Below are 25,959 nucleotides of genomic sequence, written 5' to 3' on the forward strand. Positions count from 1 at the left end.
TCCCGATTTTCTTATTGATCACTAAGGCGGATACCATTTTGCGCGTAATGATTTTTCGGCATTTCTTCGATGAAAATCGTTACTTTCTCAGGTGACGCTCCAGTTGTTTCTGAAACAGCAATCGTCACTTTTTCCACGAGTGCTTTCTTTTGTTCCTCAGTACGTCCTTCAAGCATTTTTACCGTTACATATGGCATAGTATACCCCTCCATTCTTTATGCTTTTAGTGTTCCATATTGGTGTGATAATTGCAAGAAAATTTGGAAACAACAGTCCCGTTAAGCTGAAATGAGTTTAAAACATATTCCATCATCTAACTCTTTTTCATATTTGAGAATTTGCTGTATACTAATGGATATTAAACGATGGAGGAAAATAGTTTGGAACGATTTTTAGCATATCCACTTGAAGAGATACCTTATGTTGTTGTCTCTCTATTGATAGCGTTTACGGTGCACGAATTTGCTCACGCTTTTGTAGCTTATAAATTTGGAGATTCGACTGCCCAGAAAGAGGGGAGGCTGACATTAAACCCAGTTGCCCATATCGACCCATTGGGGACATTACTCATCCTCATAGTTGGCTTCGGTTGGGCGCGTCCGGTTCCGGTGAATCGATTTTATTTTAAAAAACCACGTCTAGCGGGGGTCCTTGTTTCCTTTGCAGGCCCATTTAGCAATTTTTTAATTGCGGCGGTTGGCTATTTCATTCTATATGGGTTGTACGCTGCGGGACTTGAACCGAATATACCATTTTTCGTTGTGGACTTTTTGGAAATGTTGATTCATTTAAATATTGTTCTGTTTGTATTCAACTTACTTCCATTGCCACCACTTGACGGATATCGGATTATTCAGGATCTTGTTTCATCAGATATGAGGGCAAAAATGTCACAATATGAAAATTACGGGGCTTTGATCTTTTTAATCTTGGTGATTACACCGCTTGGCGATTATACGATAAGACCCGTTCTTACAACTCTCATCCCGTTTGTGTTACAGAGCATGAGCGAATTCTTTTCATTATTATTTTTTTAACGAGATACTGTATATATAAGGAGGTATAAAGTAGATGTCAGAACAACCGAAGAAGAAAATAGGATTTAATATTATTAAAAATGACCCGACAGAAGGACATGGCGGATTTGGCGCTGGTGTTATGACTCTTGATAATATCTCACCTGTCATCATTGACGTAGAAGAAGGAACAGCGGAAGTGGATATTGGGGCTATGCATGCGAGAAGTATGGTAGAGCGAGGAATTAAATTCTTGAAAACAAAAGAAGAAGTTCCAAATGGCAAACCGTACTGGCTCGTCTGGGTGACAATTGAAGCGACTCAAGAAGGTCCTCGGTATGTTGGTGTTACGGCATGCGAAATGACAGTAGACCGCTCTATTCGCCGAGGATATAAGTCTCTTCCGCAGCATGTCAACTATATGGATAAATCGCTGAAACGACATATTATTGTCGAGCATATGGATGAAAAATCAAAAAGAATATTAGCGGAGTTTTTGAAAAGTCATAATGCTCAAATGTGGGAACATTCGTCTGCACAATTAAAGCAAGGGCTTCTCGAGGAAGATATTTAGGCGATCTTTTATTAAAATAGCACTCAGGCTCTTGTCGAAATTGAAAAAAATATGTAAACTAAAGCTGGGTAAAACCACTATAGCTAGGACACGAAAAACCTCGTTGCCGTTTTTGGCTTCGAGGTTTTTTGGTTTAAGGATATGGGGCCGGGGCTTCGCGACCTTCTGATAGAGCTAATCTACTTAGCTGGCGTATTTATTTTATCGAGAAAGCATTCAAAATTCCGGCTTCGCACCGCCACCATTGTGATTTTCTTATTCCCCAAATTTAAAGATACGTTTATACCAAGGCTTTTTCTTTTCCAATGGTACAGTTTCTACTACTATCGGTTCACCATCCTTGCCGTGACTCGAGCAGAATTCTTTCGGTTCTGTGCCTGTAACGAAGTATGTTAACCGGGCGCCAAGGCAATCTGGAGTGGCAAGTTTTCCACTTTCCGGGTCAATGTAGACGCCGATGACATTATTGGTTTCTTTGAATTCTTGTACAGGCTGATTGCTTACGCTGTTCTCCATGAAATCAGCCCAAATTGTTTTTGCGTAGCCTTTCTCCACAGGCTTCTCAAGCTTATTTCCTTTATCGTAACCAATCCAGACCCCTGACACGAGCTTTGGTGTATAGCCAATCATCCAGCTGTCTGTGCTCGTACTGCCTGACTTTCCAGCGTAGGTGCGCGTCAGCTTGGAACGAATGGAGTTGCCGGTCACTTTCGCATAACCGTTCAATTTCTCATCGAATACACCCGTCAACATTTGGGTCATGACAAAGGCCTGATCAGCATCAAGCACTTGTTCATCAACATCCTGTTGTTCAAAAATAACTTCTCCCTGGGCATTTTCCACCTTTTTAATAAAAATGGGTGTTACCCTTTTTCCGCCATTTGCCAAAATACTGTAGGCGTTTACCATTTCAATTGCCTTTATTCCGGATGTACCGAGAGCGAGTGAAGGAACGCTTTTCATCTCAGTCGTGATACCGAAGCTATGGATTGTATGAATAAAGGAATCCAAACCAAGATAAAAGAGTGTCTTCACAGCATAGATATTATCGGAAAGAGCAATTGCTTGTGCAAGGGTAATCTCGTCATTGGCATATTGGTGATTATAGTTGCTAGGTGTGTAAGTTGATTGGTCATGATTATAGTTAAACGTTGTTTTTTCACTTTTTAACATAGTTGATGGTGTATAGCCATTTTCTAAGGCTGCATAATAAAGTAAAGGTTTAATCGTTGAGCCCGGTTGTCGTACTGCTTGGGTTGCTCTATTAAAAGGGGAAGTTTGATAATCCCTGCCCCCGACAAGCGCCTGCACTGCCCCCGTTTCCGGATTCATCGCGACAAGTGCCCCTTGAATGGTAGAATCGGCACTGATTATGGTAGCAAATGATTTTTCCGCTATTTGCTGTTGACGCTCATTTAAGGTCGTATACACGCGCAGCCCACCAAGCTCAATGGTCCGTTCATCAAGCTGGAGCTGTGATTTTAAAGCTTGTTTTACAGCGTCCTGAAAATAGGGGGCCGTATGACTTTGCACAATTAGATGTTTTCCTTTGAACAGGAGAGAGTTGCTACTTGCTTCATTGGCTTGTTTATTCGTGATAAATTTCTTCTTAATCATGGATGTTAGGACAATCTGTTGTCGGTTTTTAGCTCGATCGAAATTTTCTAATGGTGAATAAAGAGTAGGTCCTTTTGGAATACCTGCAAGCATACTTGCCTCTGCTAGAGATAAATCCTTTGCATTTTTACCAAAATAATATTGGCTTGCAGCTTGGACACCATATGCACCATGACCATAGTAGATTGTGTTCAAATAGCCTTCAAGAATTTCTTCTTTTGAATAATTCAGTTCAAGACGGATTGTATAAAATGCTTCGTTTAATTTACGACTCCACGTTTTGTCATTCTCTAGGAATAAACTTCGTGCATATTGCTGTGTGATGGTACTTGCTCCTTGGACTTTGGACATAGCACGAATATCAGCTGCGATCGCTCCAGCAATCCGCTTAAGATCGAAGCCGTGGTGGGTAAAGAACTGTCGATCCTCGACAGCAATTGTTGCATTGATTAAATGAGGAGAGATGACCTCAAGCTTTTCCCAATAGCGTTTCTGTCCATGGCTGCTTTCGCCGATTACCCGATTATTATCACTGTAATAAATGGTAGACTGGGGAACTGCAATCGGCGGTGGCCCAAGGATTTTGGCATAGATCAGTATGGAAAAAAGAAATAAAAATAGCAAAAGAAAAGCCATTGCAGAAATCATAATAATCGCCCGAATATATTTTCGCGTTTGTTTAAAACGTTGTCCTGTAATAAGTTCCAAAAGTTACACCTCCTCAATTTTTAATGGATGAAATTTCCTCTATGTAACAGTATGAAAAAAAAGGCCATATTTTAAACATGCTTATAGGCCAAAATAGAAATTCCCCTTGCAATTCTGCTAGATTGGTCTATACTTTTTTCTAGCAAATAAGAAAAACCGTCACAGTTCTTGGCTACCAAAACTAGTGACTCTAACATAAACTTATGATCCTGCGTGGCAGAGGTAAGGTTAGACACAATTGTGAAAACGAATATTTTAAGAAAAAGCATATCCAGAAATGCTAGCACATGTTCAATAAGGAGTATAAAAAGAGCCGAGAAGTTCGAGGAGCAATCGCCTCTAAACCTGCGCGTATACAGTAATATGTGAGGACCGGACTTGCACAGGACGTGCGCGATTTTAACAGAAGGTCATTAATGAGCAGCGAAGAGATTCGACAGCTATTTTTACCGGACATTTTGAACAACCTCTACTAGTAATGTTCACAGGGTTGCTTATTTTTTAATGAGTAGCTTCAGATGGACACGGGTATGATGAAAGAAGTGAAAGGACGTTTTAACGTCTATCTCTAATGTGAAGGCCAAAGAATATAGCGCGTTACACGCACCTCTCAAAGGTTGAGGTGCGGAGCCATCTTCTAGTACACTTCTTTTAATCTTAGAAGTATGATTCTAGTTAGATTGGCTCTGTTTTTAAGTCGCAAAAGCCTCTTTATCCTTCATACAAAAAAGCATAGAAGGGAAGCGAATTACATGAGCATTTGGTTTACTGAGAAACAAACGGAGAATTTTGGAATTACGATGAAAGTGAATCGTACACTACATACAGAACAAACAGAGTTTCAAAAGCTTGATATGATTGAAACGGAAGAATGGGGCAACATGCTTTTACTTGATGATATGGTCATGACATCAGAACGTGACGAGTTTGTTTATCATGAAATGGTGGCTCATATTCCGTTGTTTACGCATCCTAACCCAGAGAACGTATTAGTAGTAGGTGGAGGAGACGGTGGCGTTATCCGTGAAATATTGAAGCACCCAAGCGTAAAGAAAGCGACACTCGTTGATATCGATGGAAAAGTTATTGAGTACTCTAAAAAGTTCTTGCCTAGTATCGCTGGAATGCTTGATGATCCACGTGTGGATGTTCAAGTAGGAGACGGCTTCATGCATATCGCTCAAAGTGAGAACGAATATGATGTCATTATGGTGGATTCTACAGAACCTGTAGGACCGGCTGTAAACTTATTTACAAAAGGATTTTATGCAGGTATTTCAAAAGCTTTAAAGGAAGACGGAATCTTCGTTGCTCAATCGGACAACCCTTGGTTTAAGGCAGATTTAATTCGCGACGTTCAACGTGATGTGAAAGAAATATTCCCAATTACGAATTTGTACGTAGCCAATATTCCAACTTATCCGAGTGGCCTATGGGCATTCACAATCGGCTCTAAAAAGTACAATCCACTTGAAGTGTCAGAAGATCGTTTCCATGAAATTGAGACAAAATACTACACAAAAGAACTTCACAAAGCAGCGTTTGTTCTGCCTAAATTTGTTCAAGACTTAATTAAGTAAGAAGACTGCTCTAAAACTTAATAATGAAAAAGGTTAAGTTCTAAGGCGGCGGTTTCAAACTGATTTATAGAAGCCCCGCCCCTTTTTATAGCGCCTGTTTGGGAGAGGATTTCCCCAAAACATTTGTTAGGACTTAAAGCGTCTTGCAAACAGTGCTCGTAAAAAACAGAATGTGGAGGCATAGCTATGCGTTTTGATGAAGCTTATTCAGGAAATGTTTTTATTAAAAGTCACCCAAATTATGAAGAATCGAAAGCTGTGCTATACGGTATGCCGATGGATTGGACTGTAAGTTTCCGCCCAGGATCGCGATTCGGCCCTGCGCGTATACGTGAAGTGTCTATTGGACTGGAAGAGTATAGCTTATATTTAGATCGCGAATTAGAAGAAGTGAAATTTTTTGATGCTGGTGATATCCCTTTGCCTTTTGGTAATCCAGAACGCAGTGTTGCGATGATTGAAGAGTTTGTTGATAAAGTGCTCGCAGATGGCAAGATTCCGATCGGAATGGGTGGGGAGCATCTTGTAACATGGCCAGTTATTAAGGCGATGCACAAGAAATATCCCGATATGGCGATAATTCATATGGATGCGCATACTGATCTACGCGAGGACTATGAAGGAGAGCCACTTTCTCATGCAACAATTATTCGTAAATCGGCTGAATTGATTGGACCAAGTAATGTGTACTCGTTCGGCATTCGCTCCGGTTTAAAAGAGGAATTTCAATGGGCAAAAGAAAATGGCATGAAAATTGCTCCATTCGAGGTATTAGAGCCATTAAAGAAGGTGTTGCCTGAACTTGCGGGTCGTCCTGTTTATGTCACAATTGACATTGATGTTCTTGATCCTGCGCACGCACCAGGAACTGGTACAGTAGATTGTGGAGGGATAACAGCTAAAGAGTTGCTGGCATCGATTCATGAAATTGCCCACTCAGAGTTACAAGTGATAGGTTGCGATTTAGTAGAAGTAGCACCTATTTATGATCCATCTGAGCAAACAATGAACACAGCTAGTAAGCTTATTCGTGAAATGATTCTTGGTTGGATAAAATAATCATAGAGGATGACAATGTTGTCATCCTCTTTTTGTATGAAGGACATGGGGCGGGGCTTCGCAAAATCAGCTCCGCAACGCCACTTTCATCAGGTGATCCAGTTTATAGAACCTGACCTTTTTCATCGTTGGGCCTTAGAGCAGGTGCTTATGGATGTCTTTTAGTGTAAAATTGAAAAAATAAGACTTGTAGATTGAACTGAAATAAAAAGTGTTCTGTTAAAAAGAAATAGACAAGGATTGGTTAATTTACCTTGAGATCTACAGATTAAAGTGTAAAGTAATTCAGATGTGAATAAAGCCATCCTCTAAACAGTTCTTGGCTTTTTAAAGCGATATTGTTTCTTATGCAGGTTGAATCTTTTCGAAAGAGTATTTATACTTATAAAGTTATAGAGGTATTGAAGGATGTGTAGAAAATTGGTACTTCATGATCTGGCACAGCAATCTGTAAAAGTAACACTTAAAACGAAAATTACGGTTGGCTCTGAATCCGAGGCGTATGAGTTGATAACTTTTGGGACAAAATTTCAAAAAAATTCCTCATTTTATTTACAATATACTGAGGAAAGTGAAGCGGGGAAAATTCAGACAACAGTTAAATATAAAGATAATGAGATATTGCTTCTACGAAATGGAGCGACTAAGATGCGTCAGCTCTTCCGTGAAGGAGCAGCGACAAATGGTCATTACGAAAGCTTGTACGGCATGTTGACACTGCTTACTGAAACAAAGTCAGCAAAGCATCAATGGAATGAAAAGACAAAGGAAGGCCGTTTTGAAATTTCCTATCAAATGCAGATGCAAGGGGCAGAGCCCGGTCAATATGAAATGACGTTAATATATAAGGAGGAAGCATAATCAATGAATATCGTCCAGCAAGTTCAAGAAAAGTTAAAACAAGAAATAAAAGATGCAGTAATAAAAGCAGGACTAGCTACTGAAGAGGAAATCCCCAATGTGGTATTAGAGCTTCCGAAAGATAAAACACATGGTGATTATTCAACAAATATGGCGATGCAACTTGCTCGCGTAGCGAAAAAGGCTCCTCGTGCAATTGCGGAAAGTTTAATTGAAAACTTTGACCGTAATAAAGCTTCGATTGAAAAAATTGAAATTGCAGGTCCTGGTTTTATCAATTTTTACATGAATAATCAATATTTGACTGAGTTAATTCCAGTCATTTTAAAGGCCGGAGATTCTTATGGTGAAAGTGAATTTGGTCAAAAACAAAAAGTTCAGGTAGAGTTTGTTTCTGCTAATCCGACGGGTGACCTACATTTAGGGCATGCACGTGGAGCTGCAGTAGGAGATACTTTATGTAACGTCCTAGCTAAAGCAGGCTATGATGTGTCACGTGAGTATTATATTAATGATGCCGGCAACCAAATCAATAATCTTGCTAAATCTGTAGAGGCTCGTTATTTCCAGGCTTTAGGTCTTGAAAAAGAAATGCCACAAGATGGTTATCATGGCGCAGATATTATTGGAATCGGCAAAAAGCTTGCTGAGGAATTCGGTGATCAATACGTAACAGTGGATGAAGGCACGCGCTTTGATTTTTTCCGTGACTACGGCTTGAAATATGAAATGGAAAAGTTAAAAACGGACTTAGAAAATTTCCGTGTTCGCTTTGATGTATGGTATTCCGAAACGTCATTATATAAAAATGGGAAAATTGATGAAGGTCTGGCTGCGTTGAAAGAAAGAGGCCATATCTACGAAGAAGATGGAGCTACATGGTTCCGTTCAACAGAATTAGGTGATGATAAAGATCGCGTTCTTATTAAGCAGGATGGTTCTTACACATACTTAACACCAGATATTGCGTACCACCGTGACAAGTTAGAACGTGGCTTTGAGCAACTGATTAATATTTGGGGAGCTGACCATCACGGATATATCCCTCGTATGAAAGCAGCGATTGAAGCTTTAGGCTACCGTCGTGACCAACTAGAAGTAGAAATTATTCAGCTCGTTCATTTATATAAAGATGGCGAGAAAATGAAAATGAGTAAGCGGACTGGAAAAGCGGTAACGATGCGAGACCTGATTGACGAAGTAGGTCTTGATGCAACACGTTATTTCTTTGCGATGAGAAGCGCGGATACCCATATGGACTTTGACTTAGATTTAGCCGTTTCACAATCCAATGAGAATCCTGTTTATTACTCACAATATGCACATGCACGTATATCAAGCATTTTACGTCAAGGAGAAGAGCAAGGAATTAACTTAGATCAATCAGCAGATTTCTCGCTACTTGCTACAGAGAAAGAGATTGAACTTTTGAAAAAGCTTGGTGAATTCCCTCAAGCCATTGCTGAAGCAGCTGATAAACGGATGCCGCATCGGATGACGAATTACATCTTTGATCTAGCTTCAGTATTCCACAGCTTCTACAATGCTGACAAAGTTTTGGATGTTGAGTATACTGACCGTAGTAAAGCACGTCTCGCACTTGCTAAATCTGTGCAGATTACACTGAAAAACGCACTTGCCTTGATTGGCGTATCTGCACCAGAGAAAATGTAAAGAAAATAGAAAGAGGATGGCTCAGGTGCCATCCTCTTTTGTATAAAAGCGGGGCTTCGCAGCTTACTAAAATAGCCAGTCTACTTTGCAGATTTACTTCCTTTATTAAGGAAGTAGTTCATAATCCGGCTCCGTACCGCCACCATTGTGATTAGGCGAGTGTAGCGTGCTTAATGATATTTCCCTCATGGTAACTGGAGGCGTTTTAATGCCATATTTGTTTTGTATGTGGGACTAGCTAGTAAACGTCAATAAAGTGAAACATCAATCAGTGTGGGATAAGTTCTTTATCATTTCTATTTCCACTCCACTGAACCGCCGCTGATTCGTTTTACGCCACGGATTTTTGCTATATCGTTTATCAATTGTAACATGGCTTGGTCTTTCATTTTCGCTTCAATCATGAAGTCGACATCCTGTTGATATTTTTTAAGTGCTTGAAGAAGTGGCATGATAAAGTCAAGGTTGACAAAATCGGAATGGGAACGGAATTCTTTCTCTGATTTAGGCGAGGAAATATGGATTTTTGGTGCTAATTGTGTATGCTCCCAGGTTGAAAAAATGGCGGGAAGTAAATCCTGAAATGCCTTTTCTCCAACGTTAGCCATATGGTGATGATAATCAAATACCATTGGGATTTTTTCTTTCTGACAAATAGCTAACGTCTCATCAGTTGTATAGGTTTTGTCATCATTTTCTAGTGTCATTTGACGTTTCACAATCTCAGGAAGAGAGCGTAAATTCTCGTGAAAGCGGAAGGTTGCACTCTCTTTATCGCCATATGCTCCACCAACGTGAATATTAATAACCGCTTGTTTTTCCACACCCATAGCTTCAAGCATTTTAAAATGGAATTCCATATCCCTTACAGCGTTCTGTGTAATTTTTGGTTTTGGACTAGTGAAAAGCGTGAACTGATTAGGGTGGAAGCTGATTCTTAATTTATTCGTTTTAACCCAGTCACCTAGCTCTTTCCACTCGTCTTTAAAGGGTGTAACAAAATCCCAATTAACATCAGGATGGGTTGCTAGTGGAACGATGGAGCTGGACATCCGGTATATTTCAATCTGATGGGCCGTATTGTAATAGAGAATGCGTTTTGTATTAGTGATATTCTGTTTTGTGACTTCCAGCAGTTTTTGCATGCCTTTCTCTTTTCCTAGCTGGTCGAACCTTTTGAACGTCACTGTTTTTGCGGGTGAAGCGTCCCATAGTCGCGTCGCATTGGAAACAAAACCAAATCGTATTTTCATAAGAAATCCTTTCATTATTCAAAAACTTATAAAAAAGGTGATATCGTATAGGCGATCCGTTCTTTGATCGATTGAATTAAAGTGGGACGAGATAGCATACACTCCGATAACGTTGTGGACTTCGAGATGTCATCCTGTATTTTCTTTGCCACTTCAGCTAAAAATGATGGATCATAGATTAGACAATTGACTTCATGATTTAAAAACAAACTGCGTTTATCAAAATTTGCCGTGCCAATATCACAAAGATTGTTATCAATAAATAAGACTTTTGAATGATAAAATCCATTTTGGAACTGTAATACGTGAGCACCTTCTTTTATTAAGATTCGAAAATAACGATAGGCGGCTTCTTTCACGAATGGATGGTCAGAAACAAAAGGAACAATGATGGTTAGTTTAATACCTTTTTTTAGCAATTTCCTCAGTTCTTCAAGTAATGCTTCGCTCGGAATGAAGTAAGGAGTGCCAATGATAATTTCATTTTTCGCCTTGTGAAAGAATTGTGTAAATATTTCTTCCAAACCGAATCCTTCGGTTGGAACAATCATATGTTGCATAGAGCCAGGTTGCTGTTTGGGGAAATAAGAATCACTATTCCGGTAATCTTCCTTTGTAGCCGTATACCAGTCGGTTAGAAACTCATATTGTAAATCTTGAATGGATTCACCAGTCATTTTAAGATGATAGTCTCTCCAAGGACACAACCTAGGGTCTTGATTGATATATTCTTTTCCGATATTTAATCCACCTAAATAACCAATCTCTCCATCAATGACAGTAATTTTCCGATGATTGCGTTTTTGTGAGGTATAGAAAAGGTAGGGCAGTTTTGGTGTAAAACTATAAGAAAAGTGAACACCGTTCTTTTTTAATTCTTTTATTATTCGCTTTGAAATATTTCTACTTCCCATCCAGTCAATCAAAATCCTTACTTCAACTCCGCTTCTGGCTTTGCGCATCAATAAGTCCAAGAAATGTTGGCTAAACTGATCATTTCTAATAATATAAAAAAGAACATGAACATGTTTAGTAGCTTGATCAATATCCTTGAATAATTCTGCAAATAAATCATTTCCATCTGTATAAAGCTTTAAGTCTCCTCGGCGTTTTGGATACACTCGATTGTGGTTGTTTTGAGTATGGTGTTTTTGTCCTCGTCTAAAATCAATTCTTAGCCAATAGAGGACAAAAAACAGTAGCAGTAAAAGAACGATAGCAATTTTCAAAGCATTCTCTCTCCTCAAATGTGGCAAGTCTCGTCTCATTAGTTTACGCATCATTTCCATTTATACTCATTAAATAAGCCTATTGAAGTGAATAGAATTTTTACAATCACAAATGTTAACTTAATAGTTTAAAAATTCGGAATATAAAAATAAATTTATTGACTGAATGCTCATTCATTATATAATGGAGTTAATCTAGTACAGGATAGTGGCAATGATTTTGCCAAATCAAATCGGCCATTCACCAGAAGGGGGTTAATTTCTGTGGAAATGAATCGTTTACTTTGGATAAACTTAGTCGTAACAATCGTTGTGATCGCTTACTCCGCGAGCCTTTTTACTTATTTACTTAGAACAAGAACAGCTTATATAAAGCTTGGAAAAAAAGTAGAATTTGATAACCGCGTAAAAGAGCGACTGTTGAATATTTGGATATATGTATTTAAACAGAAGAAATTATTGAAAGATAAAAAAAGCGGTATGATTCATGTCATGCTATTTTATGGGTTTATTTTAGTGCAATTCGGTGCAATCGATTTTATTATCAAAGGTCTGAAACCGGGGTGGCATTTACCTTTTGGTCCAGTCTATCCTGTTTTTACTTTCTTTCAGGAAATGGTCACATTAACTGTACTTGTCGCGATCATATGGGCATTTTACCGACGATATATTGAGAAACTTGTCCGTCTAAAACGTGATTTTAAAGCAATGCTTGTCGTACTTTTTATTGGTGGCATTATGGCTACTGTGTTATTAGGCAATGGAATGGCTTTGATCTGGAATGAGCATGAAGCTACTTGGTCAGAGCCCGTCGCCTCAGGAGTTGCATTCCTATTCAATTGGATCGGACCAACAGCAGCAACGATAGGCTTTTACATGGCATGGTGGCTGCATTTGCTTATTATATTAACCTTCCTTGTTTATATCCCACAATCCAAACACGCTCATTTAATTGCAGGACCTATCAATGTTTTCTTCATGCGCTTAACGAACCCTGGGAAGCTTGCATCCATTAATTTTGAGGAAGAACCAGAGGATGATGAAGCAGAGGTCTATTACGGTGCTCAAAAGATTGAAGATTTTACGCAGTACCAGCTTACTGACTTATATGCTTGTGTGGAGTGCGGACGTTGTACGAATATGTGTCCGGCATCTGGAACAGGCAAAATGCTTTCGCCGATGGATCTCATCGTAAAAATGCGCAATCACTTAACCAATACTGGCGCTGCCATTACAGGCAAGCAGCCGTGGGTGCCGGCATTTGTGTTTGGTAAAACAGAAGGTAATCAAATCGCGATGCTGTCAAGAACAGCAGGAGCGCAACAAACAGCGGCAACAACCGAACCCTACAGTAAGAACTTGATTGGCGAAGTGATTACGGAAGAAGAACTGTGGGCTTGTACAACTTGTCGGAACTGTGAGGACCAATGTCCGGTATTAAATGAGCATGTAGATAAAATTATCGATATGAGACGTTATCTTGTCTTAACAGAAGGAAAAATGGACCCAGACGCCAAACGTGCGATGACAAACATTGAACGCCAAGGAAATCCTTGGGGTTTAAACAGAAAAGAAAGAGAAGATTGGAGAGAGCTACGCGATGATGTTCACATCCCAACTGTGAAGGAAATGAAGAAGGCAGACGAAGAATTTGAATACTTATTCTGGGTAGGTTCTATGGGATCTTATGATAATCGTAGCCAAAAGATTGCCTTATCATTTGCCAAGTTAATGAATGAAGCTGGTGTGAAAGTTGCGATTCTTGGAAACAAAGAGAAGAACTCAGGAGATACGCCGCGCCGTTTAGGAAATGAATTCGTTTTTCAAGAACTCGCAACGAAAAATATAGAAGAGTTTGAGAAAAACAATGTGAAGAAAATCGTCACCATCGATCCGCATGCCTATAATATTTTCAAAAATGAATATCCTGACTTCGGATTGGATGCAGAAGTGTATCATCATACTGAACTGCTTGCTAAGCTTGTAAAAGAAGGAAAACTTGTGCCGAAGCATCCAGTTCATGAGAAGATAACTTTCCATGATTCTTGTTACTTAGGCCGCTACAATGAAGTGTACGACCCACCTCGAGAGATTTTGAAATCAATCCCTGGCGTTACCCTTGTTGAAATGGAAAGGAACCGAGAAAATGGCATGTGTTGTGGAGCAGGCGGCGGCTTGATGTGGATGGAAGAAAAAACCGGACATCGTATTAACATCGCCCGAACAGAACAAGCACTTGCTGTAAGACCATCCGTAATCAGCTCAGGCTGTCCATACTGCTTAACGATGCTTACGGATGGAACGAAGGCGAAAGAAGTAGAAGAAGATGTAAAAACATATGATGTAGCGGAATTGCTGGAGCGATCAGTCATAGGGAATCAACAAATAGTAGTTTCATAACATAAACCTAATGCTTAGAGACTCAAATTTATCCCGCATTAACGGGCAGCTAGGACCCCCACCTTCAGGGGTTTGGGGGAATCGAAGAAGCGTAGGTGGGGGATGAAAGAACCCCCACTGACTGATGGAAGTTTCACTTAATCGAAACTGATATATGTAAAGAAGTTTTATTCAATGTTTCTAACAGGTTTAAATAAACTATAAATTAAATAATAAAAGCGCTTACAACAAGTGGTCGAAAAGGCGTTTGTGCTTTTCTTATGAGCGAGCGTTCAATCAGTTTTGAAAATAATCATAGGGAGTTAGGAGGGTTTTTAATGAAAAAAACAGTGATTGTGAGTGGTGCCCGTACACCTTTTGGTAAATTTGGCGGAGGTCTTAGTAGTTTAACAGCTTCAGAGCTTGGTGGAATTGCAATCAAAGAGGCTCTTAACCGAGCAAGAATGGATGCAAGCCAAGTCGATGAAGTGATTATGGGGAATGTACTTCAAGCAGGACAAGGACAAATTCCTTCGCGGCAGGCTGCGCATCATGCAGGTTTGCCTTGGCAAGTAAAAACTGAAACGATTAATAAAGTTTGTGCATCTGGGTTACGCAGTGTGACACTTGCTGATCAAATTATACGGCTTGGGGATGAAGAAGTCATCGTTGCTGGTGGAATGGAGTCTATGAGTAATGCGCCGTACATTTTGCCAAATGCAAGATGGGGATTGCGAATGGGTGATTCACAATTGAAGGATGTACTGATTCATGACGGTTTAAGCTGTAGCTTCACTGGTGTGCATATGGGCACATACGGGAACAGCACCGCAAAAGAGCTAGAGCTATCACGAGAGGATCAGGATCATTGGGCATTTCAAAGTCACCAAAAAGCAATAGCAGCGATTGCGAATGGAACACTTGCTGAAGAAATTGTACCAGTTCAAGTATCTGGTAGAAAAGGAGAGCTTTTAAAGATCGTGAACGATGAAGCACCAAGAAAAGATACAACGATTGAGAAGCTAGCGACGCTCAGACCTGCCTTTAACAATGAAGGAACGATTACAGCAGGAAACGCTCCTGGTATTAATGATGGAGCAGGGGCACTTGTATTAATGAGTGAAGAACGTGCAGAGAAAGAGGGCATTGCTCCATTTGCTTATATTCTGGGTCATGCAGAAGTAGCGGTAGTAGCGAAAGATTTTCCGAAAACCCCAGGTATCGTAATTAATGAATTATTGAGAAAAACTGGGAAATCACTTGATGAAATTGCATTGTTTGAAATTAATGAAGCATTTGCAGCGGTGGCGCTTGCTAGTAAGGAAATCGCCAAGGTGGATCCAACCAAAGTGAATGTAAATGGAGGGGCGATAGCACTTGGTCATCCTATAGGGGCAAGTGGTGCACGCATCGTCATTACACTTATGCATGAACTGAAACGACGCGGTGGTGGTCTAGGAATTGCTGCAATCTGCAGCGGCGGCGGTCAAGGAGATGCCATTTTAATAGAAGTGCCAAGATAAACGTGATGGAGTTTTCAATCGAGAAGAGGAGGAATAGCTGTGGACATTAACAAGGTAATGATCATTGGAGCTGGACAAATGGGCTCAGGAATTGCTCAAGTATGTGCGATGAACGGATATGAAGTGATCCTACATGATCTAAAACAGGACTTCGTGAATCGTGGAATTAAGGCGATCACGCAGAACTTGACTAAACAGGTGAAGAAAGAAAGGCTTACCGAGCAGGAAAAAACAGATACGCTTAAAAGACTAACCCCCTCCATTGATTTACAAAGCGCGGCTTCGGTTGATTTAGTCATAGAAGCAGCTGTTGAAAACATGGCAATTAAAGCATTGTTATTTGCTGAGCTTGATCAGATTGCACCTGTTCATACAATTCTAGCTAGCAACACATCCTCACTCCCCATTACCGAAATTGCAGCAGCGACCAGACGTCCCGAAAAAGTGATTGGCATGCATTTTATGAACCCTGTTCCAGTTATGAAACTTGTTGAAATCATCCGCGGCATAGCTACAGATGATGAAGTATATAGAACGATTGAAAAACTGGCTGTATCGCTAAAAAAGGTCCCAGTTGAAGTGAATGATTTTCCTGGATTCGTATCTAATCGAATTTTGATGCCGATGATCAATGAAGCCATTTATACATTATTTGAAGGAGTGGCCTCTAAGGAAGCGATTGATGATGTTATGAAATTAGGTATGAACCATCCGATGGGACCACTTACTCTCGCTGATTTTATCGGTTTAGATACATGTTTATCTATCATGGAGACGCTCCATAGTGGCTTCGGTGATGACAAATACCGCCCATGCCCCCTGCTTCGTAAGTATGTAAAAGCAGGATGGCTTGGTAAAAAGGCAGGACGTGGCTTTTATGAATATAGCTAACAAGTATTTAGTGATAGCTAGGAGGTGTGCGGATGAATTTTCTTTTTAATGAAGAGCAAGAAATGATGCGTAAAATGGTTCGTGATTTTACGGTAGCAGAGATTGCTCCCATTGTAGAAAGGATGGAGAGTGGTGAATTTCCCAGACAAGTGCTTCAAAAAATGGGGGAGCTTGGATTAATGGGGATTCCGATACCTGAACAATATGGCGGAGCTGAAATGGATTTTATTTCTTATATTATCGCCATTCATGAAATTTCCAAAGTAAGCCCAGCCTTAGGTGTTATTCTCTCTGTTCATACATCTGTTGGAACAAATCCAATCGTCTATTTTGGGAGCGAAGAGCAAAAGCAAAAATACGTTCCTATGCTTGCAACTGGAAAATATTTAGGCGCTTTTTGCTTATCAGAATCTAGTGCTGGATCTGATGCCGCCAACTTGAAATCAAAGGCAATAAGAGATGGTGATTTTTATAGATTGAATGGGTCGAAAGCATTTATCACAAATGGCGGAGAAGCAGATGTGTATATTGTTTTTGCTTCCACTAACCTAAAAGAGAGGAGTAAAGGGATTTCTGCTTTCATTGTGGAGAAAGACACACCAGGTTTAGTCATTGGCAAAGATGAACATAAAATGGGTCTCATGGGTTCACGAACCGTACAGCTTACATTTGAGGATATGAAGGTACCTGTTGCAAACCTATTAGGTAAGGAAGGGGATGGATTCAAAATTGCCTTGGCCAATTTAGAAGTAGGTCGAATTGGTATTGCAGCACAAGCACTAGGAATTGCTGAAGGGGCATTCGGTCATGCTTATGAATACGCCAAGGAACGTGTTCAATTCGGAAAATCAATTGCTGTACATCAAGGAGTCGGTTTCAAGCTTGCTGAAATGGGGACAGCAATTGAAGCGGCCAAATTATTAGTCTATCAAGCAGCCTATCTTCGTTCACACCGTTTATCTTGTGGCAAAGAAGCATCGATGGCTAAGCTATTCGCTTCAAAAACAGCAGTAGATGTGACGACGGAAGCCATTCAAGTGTTCGGTGGCTACGGCTATACGAAAGACTATCCGGTTGAGCGCTATTTTCGCGATGCAAAAGTGACAGAAATTTACGAAGGTACGAGTGAAATTCAAAAAATCGTCATTCACAAACATTTGTAGGGGGGAGTGGCATGCAGTTTAAATTAACTGATGAACATGAAATGATCAGAAAAATGGTTCGTGATTTTGCAAAAAAAGAAGTAGAACCGACTGCTGCAGAACGTGATGAAGAAGAAAGATTCGATCGAGAGTTGTTTGATAAAATGGCTGAATTAGGTTTGACCGGTATTCCATGGCCCGAAGAATATGGTGGAATCGGTAGCGATTATTTAGCCTATTGTATCGCAATTGAAGAACTTTCAAGAGTTTGTGCATCTACAGGTGTTACGTTATCCGCCCATACATCTCTTGCAGGATGGCCCATCTATTCATTCGGTACGGAAGAGCAAAAGCAGAAATATCTTCGTCCAATGGCAGAAGGAAAGAAAATTGGCGCATATGGTCTGACGGAACCTGGTGCTGGTTCGGATGCTGGAGGAATGCGCACGCAGGCTAGATTAGATGGGGATTATTATGTGTTAAATGGGTCCAAAATCTTCATCACAAATGGTGGGATTGCGGATACGTATATTGTCTTTGCTTTAACGGATCCTAAATCCAAACAAAAAGGTACGAGTGCGTTCATTATTGAAAAAGACTTTTCTGGTTTTAGCATAGGAAAAAAAGAGAGAAAATTAGGGATTCGTTCGTCACCAACTACTGAAATAATTTTTGAAGACTGCAAGGTTCCAAAAGATAACTTGCTAGGAAAAGAAGGGGAAGGGTTCAAAATTGCGATGATGACGCTAGATGGTGGTAGAAATGGAATAGCGGCACAAGCTGTCGGGATTGCTCAAGGAGCGCTCGATGCAGCTGTTGAATATGCAAAAGGGCGTGTCCAATTCGGAAAACCGATTGCAGCCCAACAAGGAGTTGGCTTTAAGCTTGCGGAAATGGCCACTAGTGTTGAGGCTGCTCGTCTCCTTACGTACCAGGCGGCTTGGCTTGAATCTGAAGGGTTTCCGTATGGAAAAGAATCTGCCATGTCGAAATTATTTGCAGGGGATACTGCAATGAAAGTTACAACCGAAGCAGTGCAAGTATTTGGTGGTTACGGCTATATGAAAGACTATCCTGTTGAACGCTATATGAGAGATGCGAAAATTACCCAGATTTATGAAGGTACTCAAGAAATTCAAAAACTTGTAATCTCAAGAATGCTCACAAAATAGAAGAAATACAAGGAGAATTCGGTTGAACACCGGACTTTTGGCATGAATTCAAAATCTGTTCTTAAGTTAACTTTTAACAATGGCCGGTGATGGTTTTTTAATGAGGTGAATTATGAAGAAAAGAGAAGTTCATGCATCTGTTAAAGATGAACAACTAATTATTATGAGGCGCAATCAAATTATTAAAGGAGCTGCCATACTTTTTAAAGAAAAGGGTTTTCACCGAACCACAACGAGAGAAATTGCTAAAGCTGCGGGGTTCAGCATTGGGACTCTTTATGAATATATTCGAACAAAAGAAGATGTGTTATATCTTGTTTGCGATTTCATCTATGATGAAGTGAAAGCTCGTCTACAAAAAGAGGTCAAACTAAATAATGGAACGATTGAAAGCTTGAAACTAACCATTGCTTATTTTTTTCAAGTAATGAATGATATGCAGGATGAAGTTCTTGTGATGTATCAAGAAGCGAAATCCTTATCAAAAGATGCTCTTGCCTATGTATTAAATAAAGAAATTGAAATGGTAAGGATGATTGAACTTGTCATTGAGCGTTGTGTGGAAAATGGTGAATTCAACTTACCAAAAGCACAAATCACTCTTTGTGCCCACAATATTTTCGTCCAAGGTCAAATGTGGGGTTTCAGAAGATGGGCATTACAACGATTATTTACATTGGAAGAATATATTGAATATCAGACAACGCTGGTTACTCAAGGATTCGCACAAAAAACGTCCATGAGTGTTTGCTCTAAAACCTAACGATGAAAAGGTTCAGGTTTTCAAACTGTATCACCTTATGAAGGTGGTGGTGCGGAGCTGATTTTGCGAAGCCCCGCCCCTTTTCAGCAAAATAAAGATGGATTACAACCTATTGCGATGAGGGGGAAGGCAAATGGGTACAATAGAGATTTATAGAGCAAAACATCCGATTCGTTTAGTGACAGCTTCAAGTTTGTTTGATGGACACGATGCAACGATTAATATCATGAGAAGAATTATGCAATCAAGCGGTGCGGAGGTTATTCATCTCGGTCATAATCGTTCGGTCGAGGAAGTAGTCAATGCAGCGATACAGGAGGATGTTCAGGGGATTGCTGTTACATCCTATCAAGGTGGTCATTTAGAATACTTTAAATACATGTATGATTTGTTGAAGGAAAAGGGGGCACCACATATTCGAATTTACGGTGGTGGAGGCGGAGTCATTATTCCCCGAGAAATCAAAGAACTTCATGATTATGGAATTTGTCATATATTTTCACCTGAAGACGGGAGAAGCCAAGGGCTTCAAGGAATGATTAATAAAATACTTAAAGAATGTGATTTTTCAACGATTCATTCTTCTTTGCCAGATCAATTTGACGAATTACTATCAGGGAACCCAGTAGCTGTTGCCAAGTACATTACACTTGCTGAGAACAGGATTGCAATGGATGATGAAGCAGCGGCATCGACAGACCGTGTTTTTGAACAAATTAAGACATCTAATAAACAGACGCCGGTTATTGGAATGACAGGAACAGGGGGAGCGGGGAAAAGCTCCTTAACCGATGAATTAATTCGTCGGTTCCTTAATGAAATACCTGAAAAGAGAGTAGCTGTTCTTTCTATTGACCCAACTAAACAGAAAACAGGTGGGGCCTTACTTGGTGATCGTATACGGATGAATGCAATATTCTCTAATCGCGTGTATATGCGAAGCCTTGCAACACGCCACTCCAAGACAGAGCTTTCTTTAGCCATCCGTGATGCTATTTCTGTAGTCAAGGCGGCTGGTTTTGATCTAGTCATCGTGGAAACGAGCGGAATTGGCCAAGGTGATGCAGAAATCGCTGAGGTTAGTGATGTTTCCCTTTATGTAATGACAAGTGAATTTGGAGCACCATCACAATTGGAGAAAATCGATATGATCGATTACGCTGATTTGGTCGTTATTAATAAATTTGAACGTAAAGGTTCAGAAGATGCCAAAAATCAGGTGCAAAAGCAATATCAACGAAGCCGGCTTCTTTTTGACCGCGACACGGAAGAGATGCCTGTTTATGGAACCATTGCTTCTCAATTTAATGACGTTGGGACAAATGCCTTATTTGCCGAATTAGTAGAAAAGGTAAATGAAAAAACAGGAACCTCATGGTCTACTACTTTCGCAAAACAGGCTAACGTGAAAAAGCAAAATATGATTATTCCAAACAATCGCCGTTATTATTTACGTGAAATCACAGATACAGTCCGGAATTACCACCGTCATACGGAAAAACAGGTGAAAGTAGCCCGTCGTTTATTTCAACTCGAGGGAGCTATGGATGCAGTGAGTCAAAAAGGGACAGAACAAACTGCTTGGAACATTCTTGAGGCATTGCGTGTGGAAACACAAGCTAAATTAACGGCAGAATCTAGAGAAATTCTTGCCGAATGGGATGATTTAAAAGAACATTATTCAGGAGAAAAGCTGACAACAAAAATACGAGATAAGGAAATTGTCACTGAACTACGCTCAAGAAGTTTATCAGGTTTATCGATTCCGAAAGTCTCATTACCTAAGTTTGTTGACTATGGAGAAATCCTTCGTTGGGTTTATTTAGAGAATATTCCTGGGAAGTTCCCCTATACTGCCGGAGTTTTCCCATTCAAACGACAGGGAGAGGATCCGAAACGTCAATTTGCCGGAGAAGGATCGCCTGATCGAACGAATCGCCGTTTTCACTATTTATCTAAAGATGATGACGCTAAAAGACTTAGCACAGCTTTTGATTCCGTTACTTTATATGGTGAAGACCCTGATCACCGCCCAGATATTTATGGGAAAGTAGGGGAGAGTGGGGTTAGCATTTGTACGTTAGATGATATGGTAAAGCTTTATCAAGGCTTTGATTTATGCCATCCATCTACATCGGTATCAATGACCATCAATGGTCCGGCTCCGATTATTTTAGCGATGTATTTAAACACAGCTATTGAACAACAAATTGCTTTAAAAGAAATCCAACTAAAAAGAATAGTAACGCAAGAAGAAATGGAACAGATCAAAGCATATACACTGCAAACGGTACGTGGAACAGTTCAAGCTGATATTTTAAAAGAAGATCAAGGTCAAAACACATGCATTTTCTCTACGGAATTTGCTTTAAGAATGATGGGAGATATCCAGGAATACTTTATTCGTCACAAAGTGAGAAATTATTATTCTGTCTCGATTTCCGGTTACCATATTGCAGAAGCTGGCGCCAATCCCATTTCACAATTAGCTTTTACATTGGCGAATGGCTTTACGTATGTAGAATACTATTTAAGCAGAGGCATGAAGATCGATGATTTTGCTCCGAATTTATCCTTTTTCTTCTCAAATGGATTGGATCCGGAATATACAGTAATCGGCAGGGTAGCAAGAAGAATCTGGGCGACGGTTATGCGTGATAAGTATGGAGCGAATGAACGAAGTCAGAAATTGAAATACCACGTCCAAACATCCGGTCGCTCTCTACATGCACAGGAAATTGATTTTAATGATATTCGCACGACTTTACAAGCACTGATGGCGCTCCAGGATAATTGCAATTCTTTACACACAAATGCCTATGATGAAGCGATTACAACACCTACTGAGGAATCGGTCCGCCGCGCTATGGCGATTCAAATGATTATTACTAGAGAATTTGGGCTGTCAAAAAGTGAAAATCCTCTTCAAGGGTCGTATATTATTGAAGAACTTACCGATTTAGTGGAAGAGGCCGTTCTTTTGGAATTTGACCGAATCGATGATCGTGGTGGTGTTCTTGGTGCGATGGAAACCCAATATCAACGTGGAAAAATTCAAGATGAATCGATGTATTATGAAATGAAGAAACATTCAGGTGAACTGCCGATTATTGGAGTGAATACCTATTTGAATCCTAATCCAAAAAGTGCAGAAGATCTTGATACAATGGAGCTAGCACGAGCTACTAAAGAAGAGAAAGAAGGGCAAATTGAGAATCTTCGAACTTTCCAAAAGCGCAACATCGATCGATATGCTGAGTCGATTCAACGATTGAAAGATTCGGCAATGAATGGAGAAAACATTTTTGCTGAACTGATGGAATGTGTGAAATATGCAAGTCTTGGACAAATAACCCGTGCCTTGTACGAGGTGGGTGGCCAATATCGAAGGAATATGTAAATCCTTCTTCAACTGAATTTAGTAGTTGCGGGGTCTGTCTCTTCGTTTTGGGACGTCCTCTTTTTTTTACAGACTTAAACATAGAATCTAAGATTCACTAGCATAAACGTCCTGATATTGTTTATAATGGATAGTATGTTTAGCAGGAATAGCAATGAAAGATGCAGAATCCTGTATGGATGTGTTTTGTTTGAAAAGACACTTACGGAGTGTTTGATATAGAAAGGAAGTGCCGAACTTGAGTTTACAATCATACTCAAAAGAAGAATTATTAGAAATGTCTTTGCTTGAACTCGCATATGAATTGCTTGTAGAAAAGAACGCACCTTTGTTATTTGATGATTTAGTAAATGAAATAGCTGCTTTGCAAGGCGTATCGAAAGAAGAAATTAGAAGTAAAATTCCGCAATTTTATACAGATTTAAATGTTAACGGTCGTTTTACTTGTCTAGGTGAAAATCGCTGGGGGTTAAAAACTTGGTATCCGGTTGATCAAATCGAAGATGAGGTTGTCCATGTCGTTAAGCCGAAAAAGAAAAAAGCTAAGAAAGCGTCAATCGTCGAGGATGATTTTGATGAGCTGGATGAGGAAGATTTGGACTTTGAAGATGATATAGAAGATCTAGATGAAGACGAGGATGATCTCCTTGATGATCCACTTGATGAGGATATTGATGATGACCTAGTCGAAGACGAGGATGAAGATGAGGACGACCTTAAAGACGCATTAATAGACGATGATGAATTTGAGTTGGATGAAGAAGAAGAAGAAGATTTTGACGATGAAGTAGAAAAAGAATAGGGATTCTCTTGACTTTTTCTAGCAGAATTTGTAGAATCATTTTGGGCTCCTTAAAAAAGGACAGGATGATAAAATATATCGCTCCCTTACATTCGTAAGCGGAGCGTTTTGTATTTATATTAGGAAAACGGAAGAGCTTTGTTAAAATTCAGGCTTAATTTGCTTGGAGGATTTAGGCTGCTTGCGTTCGACACAATGACAGGTTGAAAAATATAAAATTACTACCTGTGAAAAACAATGCTGCGTAAAATGATGGATTGCTGAATGAATCATTCAAATAAACATCATTTTTTTATTTTTTCATGGATTCATATAAATGGTCCTGTAATTAAAAGGAAATCTAAAAGAATGAGTTTTAGGATTTAAAAGAAAAATGGAAGAACTTGAAGGAGGATACAACATGACAAAGTATATTTTCGTAACAGGCGGTGTCGTTTCTTCGCTGGGTAAAGGGATTACGGCAGCTTCATTGGGACGATTATTGAAAAACAGAGGACTAAGTGTAACGATTCAAAAATTCGATCCGTATATCAATGTGGATCCAGGAACAATGAGCCCGTACCAACACGGTGAAGTATATGTAACGGATGATGGTGCGGAGGCTGATCTTGACTTAGGGCATTATGAGCGTTTTATTGATATAAATGTTGGTAAACACAGTAATGTGACAACAGGTAAAGTATATTCGACTGTTATTAGAAAAGAGCGTCGTGGCGATTATGAGGGTGGTACCGTACAAGTAATACCCCATATTACGAATGAAATCAAAGAACGTGCATTTTTAGCAGGAAAAGAATCAAATGCAGATGTAGTCATAACAGAAATCGGCGGAACTGTGGGCGATATCGAATCGCTGCCATTCCTTGAAGCTATTCGTCAAATCAAAAGTGACATCGGTCGTGATAATGTGATGTATATTCACTGCACGCTTGTTCCGTTTATTAAAGCAGCAGGAGAATTAAAAACAAAGCCAACTCAACATAGCGTAAAAGAATTACGTAGCCTTGGCATTCAACCAAACCTCATTGTGTGTCGTACGGAAATGCCGATTTCTCAAGATATGAAAGATAAGATTGCCTTATTTTGTGATATTGATAAAAAAGCAGTTATTGAATGTCAAGATGCGGACACTCTTTACTCCATTCCTTTATCGCTTCAAGCACAAAACATGGACCAAATTGTTTGTGACCACTTGAAATTAGATTGCAAAGAAGCTGACATGACCGAGTGGAAAGAGCTTGTTAAAAAAGTTACGTCACTATCAAAAACTACGAAGATCGCTCTTGTTGGGAAATACGTCGAGCTTCAAGATGCATATCTTTCAGTTGTTGAAGCATTAAAACATGCAGGATATGCGCATGATGCAGATGTTGAAATTGATTGGGTTAATGCTGAACATGTTACAAGAGAAAATGTAAAAGAACTATTAGGACATGCTGATGGGATACTTGTTCCTGGCGGGTTTGGTGATCGTGGTATTGAAGGGAAAATTGCGGCTACTGAATTTGCTCGTAATCAGAAAAAACCTTTCCTTGGTATTTGTTTAGGTATGCAGCTAGCTTCTGTTGAATTTGCTCGTAATGTGCTTGGTCTAAAAGGAGCACACTCAGCAGAAATTAATCAGGATACAGAGTATCCGATCATCGACCTATTGCCTGAACAAAAAGATGTGGAAGATTTAGGTGGTACATTACGTCTAGGGCTGTATCCATGTAAATTAGTAGAAGGTACAAAAGCCTTTGAAGCATATGGACAACAAGTGGTTTATGAACGTCACCGTCATCGTTATGAATTCAATAACCATTATCGCCAAGCTATGGAAGAGGCAGGTTTTGTCTTCTCAGGAACTAGCCCAGATGGTCGTCTTGTTGAAATCATTGAATTGAAAGATCACCCATGGTTTGTGGCTTCTCAATTCCATCCAGAATTCATTTCTCGTCCAAATCGTCCACAACCACTATTCCGTGATTTTGTGGAAATGTCATTAAAGCCTAATAAATAATACAAATAAACGAGGGTACCCATAATGTAAGGTTAGCAACGCCTCATACAGTTCAAATTAAACGTAAGAACCTTTGAACTGTGTGCGCGTGGACAGACCTTTTTGGGGTACCCTCGTTTTACTTATTGACTATGTTAAACCTCGTTGTTGATGTTGGCACTATGTTGGGAGCGGAAGGCGGCGTGAGGCTCCTGTTTAGAAAAGCGAATCACAGGGAAGATCTCACAGGCACACAGCACCGAGGAGGCTTCCGTCCGCAGGTTGAAAGAGAACGCCATACGTTCCAATCAACAGGCAAGTTTAACAGAGCCTAC

At 39.9% G+C, this 25,959-nt stretch carries 19 protein-coding genes; 15 read left to right on the forward strand and 4 right to left on the reverse strand.

Annotation, left to right across the window (positions count from 1 at the left end):
• Positions 1-11 precede the first annotated feature (11 nt).
• Positions 12-197: a 2-hydroxymuconate tautomerase gene (locus V179_RS0122125; RefSeq protein WP_028393398.1), complete on the reverse strand. Its 186-nt coding sequence runs from the start codon at positions 195-197 to the stop codon at positions 12-14.
• A gap of 183 nt (positions 198-380) precedes the next feature.
• Between V179_RS0122125 and V179_RS0122130 the strand changes: the two genes are divergently transcribed.
• Positions 381-1,037: a site-2 protease family protein gene (locus V179_RS0122130; RefSeq protein ID WP_028393399.1), complete on the forward strand. Its 657-nt coding sequence runs from the start codon at positions 381-383 to the stop codon at positions 1,035-1,037.
• Positions 1,038-1,071: 34 nt separating this feature from the next.
• A complete protein-coding gene (locus V179_RS0122135; RefSeq protein ID WP_028393400.1) occupies positions 1,072-1,590 on the forward strand; it encodes a YwhD family protein in 519 nt (172 codons plus the stop codon).
• A gap of 255 nt (positions 1,591-1,845) precedes the next feature.
• Here the strand turns inward: V179_RS0122135 and V179_RS0122140 are convergent, their stop codons facing one another.
• On the reverse strand, positions 1,846-3,915 hold the full coding sequence (locus V179_RS0122140) for a transglycosylase domain-containing protein (protein ID WP_028393401.1): 2,070 nt from the start codon (positions 3,913-3,915) through the stop codon (positions 1,846-1,848).
• A gap of 752 nt (positions 3,916-4,667) precedes the next feature.
• Here V179_RS0122140 and speE point away from each other — a divergent pair.
• The 4 genes from speE (at position 4,668) to argS (ending at position 9,089) form a co-directional block, all read left to right on the forward strand.
• Positions 4,668-5,495, forward strand: a complete 828-nt coding sequence (gene speE, locus V179_RS0122145) for a spermidine synthase (protein WP_028393402.1) — start codon at positions 4,668-4,670, stop codon at positions 5,493-5,495.
• A 186-nt stretch (positions 5,496-5,681) separates the two neighbouring features.
• Positions 5,682-6,554: an agmatinase gene (gene speB / locus V179_RS0122150; protein WP_028393403.1), complete on the forward strand. Its 873-nt coding sequence runs from the start codon at positions 5,682-5,684 to the stop codon at positions 6,552-6,554.
• A 420-nt stretch (positions 6,555-6,974) separates the two neighbouring features.
• Complete coding sequence (locus V179_RS0122160; protein WP_028393404.1) at positions 6,975-7,415, forward strand: DUF1934 domain-containing protein; 441 nt, start codon at positions 6,975-6,977, stop codon at positions 7,413-7,415.
• A 3-nt stretch (positions 7,416-7,418) separates the two neighbouring features.
• The gene (gene argS, locus V179_RS0122165; protein WP_028393405.1) at positions 7,419-9,089 is read left to right on the forward strand and encodes an arginine--tRNA ligase; all 1,671 of its coding nucleotides are present in this window, start codon (positions 7,419-7,421) and stop codon (positions 9,087-9,089) included.
• Positions 9,090-9,385: 296 nt separating this feature from the next.
• Here argS and uvsE read toward each other — a convergent pair whose 3' ends face one another.
• Both uvsE and cls read right to left on the reverse strand, forming a co-directional pair.
• Entirely contained in the window at positions 9,386-10,342 is a 957-nt protein-coding gene (gene uvsE / locus V179_RS0122170) for a UV DNA damage repair endonuclease UvsE (RefSeq protein WP_028393406.1), read from the reverse strand.
• Positions 10,343-10,368: 26 nt separating this feature from the next.
• Complete coding sequence (cls, locus tag V179_RS0122175; protein WP_028393407.1) at positions 10,369-11,571, reverse strand: cardiolipin synthase; 1,203 nt, start codon at positions 11,569-11,571, stop codon at positions 10,369-10,371.
• Positions 11,572-11,841: 270 nt separating this feature from the next.
• Between cls and V179_RS0122180 the strand changes: the two genes are divergently transcribed.
• From V179_RS0122180 to V179_RS0122220, 9 genes are all read left to right on the forward strand, one after another.
• Entirely contained in the window at positions 11,842-13,971 is a 2,130-nt protein-coding gene (locus V179_RS0122180; RefSeq protein ID WP_028393408.1) for a heterodisulfide reductase-related iron-sulfur binding cluster, read from the forward strand.
• A 317-nt stretch (positions 13,972-14,288) separates the two neighbouring features.
• Positions 14,289-15,473 carry an acetyl-CoA C-acetyltransferase gene (locus V179_RS0122185; protein ID WP_028393409.1) on the forward strand — a complete coding sequence of 395 codons (1,185 nt, stop codon included), beginning with the start codon at positions 14,289-14,291 and terminating at the stop codon, positions 15,471-15,473.
• Positions 15,474-15,512: 39 nt separating this feature from the next.
• Positions 15,513-16,364, forward strand: coding sequence for a 3-hydroxybutyryl-CoA dehydrogenase (locus tag V179_RS0122190; protein ID WP_028393410.1), 852 nt, complete (start codon positions 15,513-15,515; stop codon positions 16,362-16,364).
• A gap of 32 nt (positions 16,365-16,396) precedes the next feature.
• On the forward strand, positions 16,397-17,527 hold the full coding sequence (locus V179_RS0122195) for an acyl-CoA dehydrogenase (RefSeq protein WP_028393411.1): 1,131 nt from the start codon (positions 16,397-16,399) through the stop codon (positions 17,525-17,527).
• Positions 17,528-17,538: 11 nt separating this feature from the next.
• A complete protein-coding gene (locus V179_RS0122200; protein WP_028393412.1) occupies positions 17,539-18,678 on the forward strand; it encodes an acyl-CoA dehydrogenase in 1,140 nt (379 codons plus the stop codon).
• A 112-nt stretch (positions 18,679-18,790) separates the two neighbouring features.
• Entirely contained in the window at positions 18,791-19,441 is a 651-nt protein-coding gene (locus tag V179_RS0122205; RefSeq protein WP_028393413.1) for a TetR/AcrR family transcriptional regulator, read from the forward strand.
• Positions 19,442-19,574: 133 nt separating this feature from the next.
• Positions 19,575-22,841: a fused isobutyryl-CoA mutase/GTPase IcmF gene (gene icmF / locus V179_RS0122210; protein WP_028393414.1), complete on the forward strand. Its 3,267-nt coding sequence runs from the start codon at positions 19,575-19,577 to the stop codon at positions 22,839-22,841.
• Between the two features lie 238 nt (positions 22,842-23,079).
• Entirely contained in the window at positions 23,080-23,643 is a 564-nt protein-coding gene (gene rpoE, locus V179_RS0122215; protein WP_028393415.1) for a DNA-directed RNA polymerase subunit delta, read from the forward strand.
• A gap of 400 nt (positions 23,644-24,043) precedes the next feature.
• Positions 24,044-25,645: a CTP synthase gene (locus V179_RS0122220; RefSeq protein WP_028393416.1), complete on the forward strand. Its 1,602-nt coding sequence runs from the start codon at positions 24,044-24,046 to the stop codon at positions 25,643-25,645.
• Positions 25,646-25,959 lie beyond the last annotated feature (314 nt).

Source organism: Bacillus cihuensis (assembly GCF_000504145.1).
Lineage (GTDB): Bacteria > Bacillota > Bacilli > Bacillales > DSM-1321 > Peribacillus > Peribacillus huizhouensis.